Below are 13,006 nucleotides of genomic sequence, written 5' to 3' on the forward strand. Positions count from 1 at the left end.
TTCTCCTTTAAAAATAGCTTTGGTTGCTTGTAAAATTATAATAATCCTCAGGCACGCCAATATCTATAAAATAATCATCAAAAATACAAGCTCTAGCCTTTAGCTTTTTATAATTTTCTTGTAAAAACTCTTCAAAAGAAAATTTTTCCTGCAAAGCAAAATCATTAAAAATATCTTTAGTTAAAAGATAAATTCCACCATTGATTAAACCTTGCTTTTTGAATACCTTTTCCTTAAAGGAAATCACAAGCCCATGCTTATCAATATTTATCGTGCCGTATCTATCAAAATCATTCATTTGCTTTAAGGCAAGACAAATTTTACTTTTATCTAGCTTTAATTTACTTAAATCTATGTCAAAAAAAGTATCGCCGTTTAAAACATAAAGCTCGTTTTTTATAAATTTCAAAGCCTGTTTTATAGCTCCACCTGTTCCTAGAGGCTCTTTTTCGATGCTGTATTTTATTTTTATGCCTAAAAACTCATCTTTAAAATATTCTTGTATCACTTCATATTTGTATGATACTGCTAAGATAATTTCTTTTACGCTTTGTTTTTTAAGATACTTAAAAATAAATTCTAAAAAAGGCTTATCATTTATCGGTGCCATAGGCTTTGGAATGTCTTTTATAACACTTTTAAGTCTTGTTCCTAAGCCGCCACAAAGTATTATTGCTTGCAAGAAAAACCTTTACTGAAAAGCTCTTCTTCGACAATAGCACAAATAATATGTCCTATTAAAATATGTGCTTCTTGAATTCTTGGCGTGCAAGTTGAAGGCACTTTTATACAATAATCACAAAGTTCATTCATAGCCCCGCCATTAGCTCCGCTTAAGCCTATACTTATGATTTCTTTTTGTTTGCAAAGCTCTAAAGCCTTTAAAATATTTTTACTATTTCCACTTGTAGAAATTCCTATAAAAACATCTCCCTTAACTCCTTGAGCTTGCACTTGTCTAGCAAACAAATTTGCATAACCATAATCATTCCCGATAGCTGTTAATACGCTAGTATCTGTCGTAAGTGCAATACTTGCGATCCCTGGTCTATCAAAATAAAACCTACTTACAAATTCCCCTGCGATGTGCTGTGCATCAGCCGCACTACCACCGTTTCCTGCTAATAAAGTTTTGTTACCATTTTTATAAGCTTTTATGACTTCTAATGAAGCATTCTTAATAAGAGTTATTAAATTCTCATCTTTTAAAATTTGCTCTTTTACTAAAATTGATTCTTGAAAATGTCCTTTTATATAGGAATTTAAATTCTCCATGATTTAACTCCCTCTTTTGTAAATGAAAAATCTTGCACATAACCTTGCTCTTTGCTTAAAGCTTTGATTAGGTTGTATTTTTTAGTAGGATCTACAAAGAAAAACATAAATCCACCTGCTCCTGCTCCACTAGTTTTGCCACTATAAGCTCCATTATCTATAGCTAGTTTATAAATTCTTTCAAGCTCATCATTGCTAACGATTTCTGAAATGATTTTTTTTGACTGCCAAGACTTGCCTAAAATTTTCGCCAAAGTATCAAAATCCGCCTTAAATAAAGCTTCTTTCATCTTTATAGCATCTTGTTTTATAGCGTGCATAGCTTCAAGGGATTTTTCATCTCCGAGCTTTCCTTTTTTATGCTCTTCTATATCTTTTGCTTCTCTTGTGATATTTGTAAAATAAAGCACAATTCTAGCTTCAAGCTCACTAGCTATCCAGTTTTTAATACGCAAAGGATTAACGATTACTCTTTTATTATCATAAAATTCCATAAAATTAAAGCCACCAAAAGTTGCGGCGTATTGATCTTGTGCTCCGCCTACTATGCCTAAATCTTCTCTTTCTATCTCATAAGCAAGCTTAGCGATTTCATATTCTCCTAAAGGTAGATTAAGCCATTCTGCAAAAGCCTTTATAACTCCTACAACTAAGGTTGAACTTCCACCTAGCCCACTACCACTTGGTACATCTGAGTATGTATGCAAAGAAAAACTTAAAGGTTTTTTTGTAAAATCTTTTACAATGCGATTATAAATACTTTTAAAAATATCTAATTTTCCATCATCTCCTAAGAATTCTTTACTTTCGTACTCAGAGTAAGAATTTGTATCAGGAGAATCAAAAATGATCTTTCCATCTTCTCTTTCGATCAAAGTGCAATGTATGTATAAAGATATAGTCGCATTTAAAACATAACCTGTGTATTTATCACAATATAAATTTATATCAGTTCCTCCGCCTGCTAGACCGAGACGAAGAGGAGTTTGTGTGCGTATGGTTTTCATCGAATTACTACTTATTTTGCTATAATTTATTATAAAAATTATAGCAAAATATACTTAACTTCTATTAATATCACTTAAACATTTGCAAAGCGATTAACTTTCATCATTTTAAATGCTCTTAAAAGTTCTTCAATGCCATCTTCTAAAGTATTATCTGGTTTCCAACCTGTAGCCTCTAATTTAGCATTTGAAACCAAATAATCTCTTTTATCCGGATCTTCACCTATACTAGCTGAATGGATATAAAAATCAGGAACATACTTTTTAATCGTTTCAGCAAGCTGTCTTTTAGTCAAATTTGCAGAACTTAATCCCATATTATAAGCCTGACCCTTCATCTTATCATAATTCTCAATTCCATGAATAAATCCTTTAACCACATCACGAACATGAATATAATTGCGTCTAAAATGCTCTTCAAAAAGTACTATAAATTTATCTTTATATGCACGATAGGTAAAATCATTAACAAGTAAATCAAGTCTCATTCTAGGTGAAATTCCAAAAACAGTAGCCAAACGAAAAGTTACACAATTTCCTTTATCAAGCAAATATTGCTCCGCATGCACTTTATCAATCCCATATTCTGAGATAGGACGCAAGGGAGATTCTTCAGTGCACATTGCATCTTTTTCTCCTATACCATAACCGCTATTTGTATTGGGATAAATAAATATTTGAGAAGGACTTGCAAAATCGCTTATCATTTTTACAGCTTCATAATTGATCATTTTGGCTAATTTTGGATTTCTTTTGCAAAGTGGAGCTCCAACCAAAGCAGCTAGGGGAATAATAATATCAGCTTTTGCTACCTCTTGTCTAATAAGATTTTCATCCATAGCATCACCATTTATAAAAGTAAAATTTTTATTATGAGAACAAGATAAAAGAGAGATTTGATCAAACATCAAATTATCAATCACACAAACTTCATAACCTTTTTCAAGTAAAATCGGTGTTAAAACCGAACCTATATAACCTGCACCACCTGTAATTAAAACTTTTTTTGACATATTTTTCCTTTAAATCGATGGTTTTATCGATTTAAAGGAATTCTGCCTCTCTTAATTTCATTTCTCCAATGATTTAGCAAATCTTTAAGCATTTGTCTAACAGGAATTTCAGCTTTCCAATCGATAAAACTCTTTATTTTACCATTATCAAACATTTGATAGTCAGCATCAATAGGACGCATCCTATCTTCAACTTGTCTTACCTCAATACCCCCCCCCATATCACTAAAATTTAGCAATATATCTATAACTTCAGGAAGTTTAAAGGCTTCTTCTCCTGCTATATTAAAAGCTTCCCCACAAGGAACTTTTCCTTTTTCACTTTCAAGAGAAAGTAGATAATAAGCCCTTATAGCATCTCTGGCATCTTGAAAAGTTCTTACGCTTGAGAGATTTCCAACCTTGATAACAGGCTCTTGATAACCCGCTTCAATTAAAGCAATTTGTTTTGCAACTGTGCTTTCAAAAAACACATCAGAACGTCTTGGGCCACTATGTGTTCCCATTCTTGTAACAAAAGTGCGAATGTTATAAGCTTCGCCATAAAATCTTCCCAAATAATCAGTGCCAATTTTGCTTATACTGTAAGGACTTGCACCGTGAAAAGCTGTTTCTTCATTAAGCTTAACACCTGCTTTTGCTTTACCATAAACTTCACTTGAAGAGCAAATATGCACTACAGGGTCATATCCATCTTTTGCCTTTAAAATTCTAATGTTTTCCAAAATATTTGCTGTGCCTATTATGTTAGTCTGTAAAGTTTCTATAGGTATATCAAAAGAAGTTTTTGGATAAGACTGAGCTGCTAGGTGAAAAATCACATCAGGCCTTTGACTCTCAAAAAGTTTTTGAAGACTAGAGTAATCATTTAAATCTGCATAAAAAATACTGATTCTATCTTTTTTATTGATCCTATCACTTAAATGATAGATATTATCCATAGGTTCTTGCCAACGCATCATACCTATAACATCATAGTCTGTGTTTTCTAGCAAGAAATCTGCCATTTGAGAACCAACTTGCCCTGTAAATCCTGTAATTAACGCTGTTTTTTTCATGATTTATCCTATTGTCTTATATTTTGCTCTTTTAAATACCATTTATACATCATCTTAATGCCATCTTCAAGTTCAATTTTATGTTTCCAGCCTAAAGAATGAATTTTTGAGCAATCTGTAAATTTCTGCATTGCTCCATCTGGACGATTTAAATTAAAAACTAATTTTCCCTTAAATCCCACTATATTTTTGATTAATTCTGCTAATTCTTTGATAGTGATATTCTTATGTGGGCCTATATTTAAATGAGTATTGATAATCTCAGTATTATCACTTTTTAAATCTTTAAAATCTATATTATTCATAATAAACAAGCAAGCGTTTGCTAAATCTTGACTATGTAAAAATTCTCTTGTCGGTTTTCCGCTACCCCAAATTTCAACATTATCCTTATCTACGCCAAATTTTTTTAAATAATTCTTAGCTTCTTCAATGGAATCAAATTTTAAATCATTTAATAAGTCCTCGTATCGCTTTTCATTTAAAAGCTTGGCTAAATGCATTTTTCTTAAAATTCCAGGCAATACATGAGATTTTTCAAGATCAAATTTGTCATTATTACCATATAAATTTGTAGGAGTGATTGCTATAAAATTTGTATTGTATTGCAAATTATAACTTTCACAAAGCATCAAGCCTGAAATTTTAGCGATTGCGTAAGGTTTGTTAGTATACTCAAGATCTCCACTTAACATTTGCTCTTCACTAGTTGGCAATGTTGCATTTTTAGGATAAACCGTAGTTGAAGCTATGAAAAGTAGCTTTTTTACTTTATGTAAATAAGCATTATGAATAACATTGCACTCTATCATTAAATTTTGATAAATAAAATCAGCACGATAAGTATTATTAGCTAGAATTCCACCTGCTTTAGCTGCTGCTAAAATAACATACTCTGGCTTTTCTCTCTCAAAAAAATCAGCCACAGCTTTTTGATTTGTTAAATCGAGCTCAAAGTGAGTTTTAAAAACAAGATTTTTATAACCTTGTTGCTTAAGTTCATTAAGTATAGCACTACCAACAAGACCACTATGACCCGCTATATAAATTTTAGAATCTTTTTGCATCATTTATCCTTAAAATCTTAATGGAATTTCAGGATTAGATGGCCAAACTGGAAAATCTAAATTTTGCAAATTTCCGCATTCTTTTCTGTAATGTAAACCCTGCATTAAATTTAACTCATTTCTTCTTAGATAACTTACTTCTAAGGTAGTGCTAAAAAATAATCCCTTAGAATAAAAAATCTTTCCGTGATTATTTAAATGTGTATGTATTGGAATAAAATATTCATTAAGTTTTTTTAGTAAACTTATTCTTTTTTCAACCCCATCTTGCTCTTCAGGATTACACCCATGAAATTCAAATATAACTTGTGAAAAATATTTATTTAAAATACTTATATCAATATTTTCAAGCATATCCCATTCACAATTTTCAATATCACATTGCAAAATATTTGGCCTACTCTCATCTAAATTATTATCTTTTAAAGCTTGTGCTAAAGTAATTGTATTTTCGTTGTTTATATTGCCTATAAATTTTTTATGAAAAATAATATTTTCATGACTATAAGGACATTTTTCTATGCTAGCATCATATTCAATTACCTTAAATCCTCTTTGAGCCATTTCCAAATCCCAAGGAGAACTGTCTGAAACACCTAAAGAAAGAGCTTTCGCATCAATATTGCTCATATACCCCCCCCCATTATACATTACATAACCACCATCTCCATTACCACCAATTCTTAGTAAATCATACAAAGGCAGTTCCAAAGGTCGAATAAGATTTAAATAATTTACAATATTCCTATAACACTGCTCATTGTTATTTATGCGAATATAATTTCTATCTCTATCTTGTAATAATAGGAATAAAATTTCTTTATCTCTTTTATCAATATCTAAATTTGAAATAATATTTGACATTAAAATTTGATAAGACAATTGATTACCAACTTTAATATTAACATTTAACTCTTGTAATAATTTTTCCATATTTATCCTTTATTTTTAGTTGCTAAAATATCACGTTCTGAAAGAATAGGAGAATTTGTTGGCCAATCTATACCGATTCTTTCATCATTCCATGCATAAGTAAATTGATCAGGCGCATCCACATAATCTCCTTTATAAGCACATTTATAGTAATAAACTGCACTTTCACTAGTAACATAATGAGCATTTCCAAAACCTGCTGGCACTAAGATGATTTGCTGATTATCTTGATTTATGATGAATTTTTCATACTTTAAATAGGTTGGCGAATCTTTTCTGCAATCTACCACCACCTGATGAATTTCCCCATAAACACAAGTTGCAAGCTTATAAGTTTTTACATCGCCATGGATACCGCGAATAACATTGTGTTTTGAGTGTATAAATTTATCGTGTATAAATTTTAATCCATTTGGTAAAAGCTTATCTACAGCCTTGCTTGTAAAAGCTGTCCAAATTTCACCTCTTAAATCTCTAAATTTATTAGGAGTTATGATATACACTCCCTTTAAAATTTTTGATTCTTGTATATTAAATTCTATTGCCATTATTTGCCTTTTTTATTTTTATATTCTTTTTTAAGTTTATATAAATCAAACCAAAATTTAATATATCCACCTTTATACCAATTCTTATGAGCTTTAATCAAAATCAAACCTAATTTGTAAGAAAAATAATTTTTTATTTTTAAAGCCTCGCCATAATCTAAACAATTTTCAATTTTAATATTATATGGTATTAATTGATTTCTTTTATGAGAATCAACGATATTTTTTAAATCTAAAGGTAGCTCAATTATATCTAAAATTGATTTTGTTTGCACAATACGTTTTCCTAGCTTATAGGATAAATGTTGTTTTACTAAAAATACGGCAAATAAATTTAATTTTATAATTTCAGTGATAATATAGAAAATATTTGGATATAAATATTTAATATTATATATCCTTTGGCTATAATTTAAAAAATCTGAAAGTATGTTTAAATATACATAACCTCCCCAATTTGTAGAGAATAAAGTAGATAAAAAAATATCTTTTCTATAAGACATTATAATACTTAAATATCTTTCTAATATTTTAAATTTATTATTACATAACAACATATATATTATGTGAATTCTATATTTATCATTATCTAAATCATAAATTAAAGCTTTTTTTAAATACTTTATTGAAGTATCGCACGTATCTTTGTTTTTAAAACTTAATAAATACATATGAAATAAAGAAAAAGCTTTTTGAGAATTATGTGTTTGTGAAAAAAACGGATTATATTTTTTAAAATATTGATATTGTTCTTGCTCGTTAAATACATTGTAATTGTTTTGAAGTATTTTATTTTTCCCTATAATAGAAGATAATAAAACCAAAGCACTATATGTTCCATAAATTTTAGAAGAGTTGGACATAAAAACCACATCAAAAATTAATAATTCCAAATTAGATAAATTATCATCTCTGAAATCTGAAATATGAAAAACTCTATTTGATTTAAAAATATCTTTGAGCATCTGTGTAGAAGTTAAATCATCACCTACAATTACTATATTATCATATTTATTTTTAGCTATAATAGCTGCAGCCAACTCTAATGGTGTTGCATGATAAACACCCTCTAAATTAAATTTTCTAGCATTAGAATAATTATAAATAATATCTCCACTTCTAACATGAACAATGATAAATTTATCAAGATTATTACTTTTTTGATTTGCATTTAAAATTTGCTGCTTTAAGCATTGATTGAAATCTATATACGACCACATCTCTTTTAGCTTATTTTTATATTGATTATTTGATTCGATTCCATGAAACTGTAAACTTAAGTCATGTTGGTGTACATAAATGTATTTATTATTTAACACTTGCTCTAATAAATATGCATAGTTTTTATTAAATCCCATTCTTAATAAATCAAGCGTATGGCTTGGATATGAAGCATTTTTATCGTATGCCATATTAGTGGTATAAAGATATTTATTTTCTAAATAATGTTTTTTAATAAAGTTGGAACTAAAAATAGACTCAACTTTACCTACGCTTTGACCAATTATATTGCAATTTTCAAATTTCCTTGAATTATTGTTTATATAGTAATTGCCAAATAATACAATTTCATCATTCCAAAAAAATCTCATATTTCTTATATCATAAAATTTATCAGCTAAATACATAGCATTTAAGATTGAAAGCAATCTTGTAGCAACACCATCATCTCTAACAGATATAAATAATTTTTCTTTCATTGTTCCCTCTTTAACTTTTTAATCTTAAGTCGCAACTTGATATACCCCCCCCCATACCAATTCTTACTAGCTTTAATAAATTCTTCTCCTAGTTTATAAGTAAAACATTCTTTTTCTTTTAAAGCTTCATTATAATCAGGATAAGCTACTAAAGGAGGTAAAGCTAAATTTGGATTTTTCTTTACTTTAAATTTATAAGCCTTTTGTTCTTGTTTATGTGAAATAACAATACTTAATATTATAAAAGGTAAAGATAAATAGCCTAATACACTTTTAGAATTTATAATCAAAGCCTGTCCTAGTTTATAGGATAGATGGTTTTGGATTCTTGCTTTGGCTGTACCGTAATGATTTTGGAAATTTAGTAGGTTTTGTTTTGCAATTAATAATTGATTTTTATTTTCCAAGGTTGTATTTAAATTATAAATTTGGTTAGTTTGTGTAGTCAAAATTTTGTCTTTATTTTCTAGGATTTGATTTAAATATATTTGATCTTTGGTAAGATTATTTTTTATTATGGTTAAATCAGAAAAAAACACACTTATAAATTTTAACAAATGTAAGCAAGAATTTTGCTCCAAAAAGTTGATTCTTTGCAAGGTATTTTCAAACATAAATTCAAGATATTGTTCTGGAAAGGATAAAATTTCATTTCTCCATGATTTTAATTTTTGCATAAAAATTTGTTCAAAAAGCTTTATATTGGGCAAATCTTGATGGGTTTGTGTAAATTGATATACCATGCAAGCAGTTATCAAAAGGCTGCTGGAGCGATAAAATTCTTTAACAAGTTTTGCATCATGATTTAAATTTTTATAAATTTTTCTTATATATACAGGAGTATTTTCAAAAGAAGGGTTATCTCTTGAGGTCATAATACTATTTGCTCTTTGGCGATAATAATAAAGTTTTGTTTTTAATACATAAATTTTATTTGCCTGAGCAAATAATAATTTTGCAAAATAATGATCTTCATGTAGAACTTGATTTAAAAATTTTAAGTGGATTGATTTTAAGTGGTTAAAATCAATCATGCCATGCCATCCAAACCAAAAAGAAGAATATTGAAAAGTTAACATTCCATTAAGCCATTCTTTTTGTTTTATTATACACGAGTGATTAAATTTATAACTTTCCAAAATCGTTTTAGGTATTATATCTGGTTGTTCTATATCATCATAATAAAAATAATGATCAAACCAGACCACTTCAACCCCATCCATTCTAGGAACACATTCTTCTATGCAGTTTAACTCCCAATAATCATCAGAATCTAAAAATATAATATAATCTATATTGGGGTAAGTGAAATTGCCTAAATCTTTTTCATTATTAAAAGCTTTATAGCTTTTATATACAGTATATATTTCATAAGGATTATTACCTTCTATGTTAAATTCTATTAAAGAATTTTCTTTAATTTGTGTAGTTATATTTTTAAGTTTATATTCTCCGCTAAAATATTCTATACCTACATTTCTAGCACTGCTTAATCCACCATTTTCCTTATCAAATAGTATAAATCTTTTATCTTTTAAAGTATATTCTTTTGCAATATTGAGTGAGTTTTCATCTGTACTACCATCATTTACAAGTATGATTTCTAAGTTAATATAAGTTTGATTGATGACACTGTCTAAACATTCTTTTAAATATTTTTCTACATTATAGATTGGTATAACTACACCGACTATTTTAGTTTGCATAAAAACTACCTTTTTGTCCTTTTGTGTTTTTTATATATGGACACTAACTCAAATGGTAGTTTGAGCAATCTTCCTTTATACCAATATTTAAATGATAAAACAATGGCATTTCCTAATTTATAAGAAAGATGATTTTTGATTTTTAATGCCTCATGATAGTCTATATATTCTTTCAAGTCAAATTTTTTATAATGAGATATAAATTTATCTTGATTTTTTATATCGTATAATGCTTTTATTATATTAAAGATAAATAATATTTTTTTCTTTTTGCATAATAATTCCCCAATTCTATATTCTAAACTAAATTTAATAATATTTGAAGCATTTATTAATGGATATTTAAATGCAAATGATTGTTTATTTAATAAAAACTTGTCTTTTATCCGCATAGGATCGCTATTAAATTTTAATAAAATTAATCCCGCGTTAAAATATTTATTTATAAAAGCGTATATTATTGTATCCATAAAACATCTGTTTTTACTTTTTAAAAAATCTAGTAACGTGTTGCAAGTAATAATCCAGCTCGCATAAATATAATATTTTTTCGCCATAAAATAATTATGATTAAAATCTTTTAATATATAATCTAAGTATAAAGGAAAACTAGTTTTATTAAAATTCCCATCATGATTTGAACTGCTATTTTGACGTAATCGATATTTATATTTTTTACTTTTAATAATATAGATCATTTTAGATAAGGAAAATAATATTATGCTAAAATGATGATCTTCCGCATATATTCCATTGATAAACCTTAAAGTATTTAGTTCAATTAAAGCAAAATCTATCATGCAATAAGTAGCAGATGAAAAACCAAAGATATCTTCTTTAGTAATTCGAGCTATGATATCATTGAAATTTGTATATTGATTTTCTGTATATCTTAAATATTCTAAATCTGTTTTATGATCATTATAATTCCAAACATTTTTTCCATCTATACCGTCTAAGAATATTTCAAAATCAAACCAGACCACTTCAACCCCATCCATTCTAGGAACACATTCTTCTATACAATTTAATTCCCAATAATCATCAGAATCTAAAAAGATAATATAATCAATATCAGGGGCTCTAAAATTTAAAAGTTCATCTTTGTTTTTAAAGAAATTTGAGCTTTTATATATTTTATAAATATTATAAGGATTATCTTCATTGCTTAGTTTAAATTCTACTAAAGAGTTTTCTTTTAATTCTTGGGTGATGTTTTTAAAATGATATTCTTTGCTAAAGAATTCTATACCTACATTTCTAGCAGTGCTTTGTCCCCCATTCTCCTTATCAAAAAGAGTTATTCTTTTATCTTTTAAGGTATATTCTTTTGCAATATTGAGTGAGTTTTCATCTGTACTACCATCATTTACAAGTATGATTTCTAAGTTAATATAAGTTTGATTGATGACACTGTCTAAACATTCTTTTAAATATTTTTCTACATTATAGATTGGTATAACTACACCGACTATTTTAGTTTGCATAAAAACTACCTTTTTGTTCTTTTGTGTTTTTTATATATGGACACTAACTCAAATGGTAGTTTGAGCAATCTTCCTTTATACCAATATTTAAATGATAAAACAATGGCATTTCCTAATTTATAAGAAAGATGATTTTTGATTTTTTTTATACTATCAATATCATAAGATGAATATAAAACATTTGATGAATTTTTATCACCATTTTTTAAAATCCATTCTATGGTGTTAAGTTGTCTATTTAAATGTTTACTATCCAAGGAATTTTTCAAAAAATAAAATTCTTCCTTGAATTCTTCTAAATTTAAGGCTATTTCCCACCAAACATTTCTTTCATTAAAGTCGACTTTATTATTTTTATAATATAAATTCCACCAAGGTTTTGCGGCACAAAAATGAACTATTTTTTTATTTTTCATGGCTTCTTCAAATTCGCTTCTTGTATAGGCTAAGTTATATTCTGAAATTTCATCTAGGCAATTAACTACATAATGTCTTTCGTATCCATCAAGTAAAATATATTCTGGAACTATAAGATTCCAATTTAATGGTAGTTTATAAGTTAACTCTTTGAGAGCTATGTTTAAATAACTTTGATCAGCTAATCCCCCATGATCATAAATATTAAAAGCATCAATACATTTATTTTTTATATCATGTTTTTTCCATTGATTTAAATCTATCAATATAACACCCGCATTAAAATACATTAGTGGATCGAATTCTATATAAGATGATGTTTTATTATCTTTGGTATACAATTTTGTCCATAATCTTGAGCAAGAATCTGTAACTACTCCGGCAACTTTATTATTTAATTCCATATAAAATAATTCTCTTATATCTCCACATACCAATACATCTGCGTCTAAATATAAACATTTATTTCCTTCAACAATATCAGCTATCTCAAATCTATAGTAAGTGGCATGATTAACATGCCAAGCTTTTGGAAATCTGTGAAATTTGGAATCATCTATTTTATGGATTATTAATTCGCAATTATAATAGCTATTTGACAAATGTTGAATTAACTTTTTTAATTTCAAGATATTATTTTTGCTAATATCATTAGATAATATATAAAATTTATACGGATATTCTTTTAACTGAGAATTTATTTTTGTGTTTTTTATAATACTTGCTATGACAACAGCCACATATTTTACATAGTTATTATCACAAGATATAACTATATTATAAGATAATAACACA

At 27.7% G+C, this 13,006-nt stretch carries 12 protein-coding genes and 1 pseudogene; all 13 read right to left on the minus strand.

Translation table 11 applies throughout. The features are described 5' to 3' along the window. Window positions 1–7: 7 nt before the first annotated feature. Entirely contained in the window at window positions 8–682 is a 675-nt protein-coding gene (gene hddC, locus AT682_RS07460) for a D-glycero-D-manno-heptose 1-phosphate guanosyltransferase (protein ID WP_002883704.1), read from the minus strand. Then, window positions 670–1,275, minus strand: a complete 606-nt coding sequence (gene gmhA2 / locus AT682_RS07465) for a D-sedoheptulose 7-phosphate isomerase (RefSeq protein ID WP_002883705.1) — start codon at window positions 1,273–1,275, stop codon at window positions 670–672. The genes hddC and gmhA2 overlap by 13 nt, the downstream gene beginning before the upstream one ends. Further along, window positions 1,263–2,282 carry a D-glycero-D-manno-heptose 7-phosphate kinase gene (hddA, locus tag AT682_RS07470; protein WP_002876275.1) on the minus strand — a complete coding sequence of 340 codons (1,020 nt, stop codon included), beginning with the start codon at window positions 2,280–2,282 and terminating at the stop codon, window positions 1,263–1,265. Before hddA ends, gmhA2 begins: the two co-directional genes overlap by 13 nt. A 74-nt stretch (window positions 2,283–2,356) precedes the next feature. Further along, a complete protein-coding gene (locus AT682_RS07475) occupies window positions 2,357–3,295 on the minus strand; it encodes a GDP-D-glycero-alpha-D-manno-heptose dehydrogenase (RefSeq protein ID WP_002860369.1) in 939 nt (312 codons plus the stop codon). A gap of 23 nt (window positions 3,296–3,318) precedes the next feature. Continuing rightward, entirely contained in the window at window positions 3,319–4,353 is a 1,035-nt protein-coding gene (locus tag AT682_RS07480; protein WP_002876274.1) for a GDP-mannose 4,6-dehydratase, read from the minus strand. 8 nt (window positions 4,354–4,361) lie between these two features. Then, the gene (locus tag AT682_RS07485; protein ID WP_002883706.1) at window positions 4,362–5,420 is read right to left on the minus strand and encodes a GDP-L-fucose synthase family protein; all 1,059 of its coding nucleotides are present in this window, start codon (window positions 5,418–5,420) and stop codon (window positions 4,362–4,364) included. Between the two features lie 9 nt (window positions 5,421–5,429). Beyond that, a complete protein-coding gene (locus AT682_RS07490) occupies window positions 5,430–6,353 on the minus strand; it encodes an FkbM family methyltransferase (protein ID WP_002869410.1) in 924 nt (307 codons plus the stop codon). Window positions 6,354–6,355: 2 nt separating this feature from the next. Beyond that, window positions 6,356–6,901, minus strand: coding sequence for a dTDP-4-dehydrorhamnose 3,5-epimerase family protein (locus tag AT682_RS07495; RefSeq protein WP_002860364.1), 546 nt, complete (start codon window positions 6,899–6,901; stop codon window positions 6,356–6,358). Next, window positions 6,901–8,601 (minus strand): DUF8374 domain-containing protein, encoded by a 1,701-nt coding sequence (locus AT682_RS07500; RefSeq protein ID WP_002860363.1) that lies wholly within the window; start codon window positions 8,599–8,601, stop codon window positions 6,901–6,903. Before AT682_RS07500 ends, AT682_RS07495 begins: the two co-directional genes overlap by 1 nt. After that, window positions 8,598–10,307: a glycosyltransferase family 2 protein gene (locus AT682_RS07505; protein ID WP_016818348.1), complete on the minus strand. Its 1,710-nt coding sequence runs from the start codon at window positions 10,305–10,307 to the stop codon at window positions 8,598–8,600. Before AT682_RS07505 ends, AT682_RS07500 begins: the two co-directional genes overlap by 4 nt. 5 nt (window positions 10,308–10,312) lie before the next feature. Then, window positions 10,313–11,308, minus strand: coding sequence for a DUF8374 domain-containing protein (locus tag AT682_RS10115; RefSeq protein ID WP_508605750.1), 996 nt, complete (start codon window positions 11,306–11,308; stop codon window positions 10,313–10,315). 117 nt (window positions 11,309–11,425) lie between these two features. Further along, window positions 11,426–11,794: pseudogene (locus AT682_RS10060) on the minus strand (glycosyltransferase family 2 protein); the annotation flags it as partial. A 5-nt stretch (window positions 11,795–11,799) separates the two neighbouring features. After that, a complete protein-coding gene (locus AT682_RS07515) occupies window positions 11,800–13,005 on the minus strand; it encodes a glycosyltransferase family 8 protein (protein ID WP_236017586.1) in 1,206 nt (401 codons plus the stop codon). Window position 13,006: the final 1 nt, after the last annotated feature.

Source organism: Campylobacter jejuni (assembly GCF_001457695.1).
Classification (GTDB): domain Bacteria; phylum Campylobacterota; class Campylobacteria; order Campylobacterales; family Campylobacteraceae; genus Campylobacter_D; species Campylobacter_D jejuni.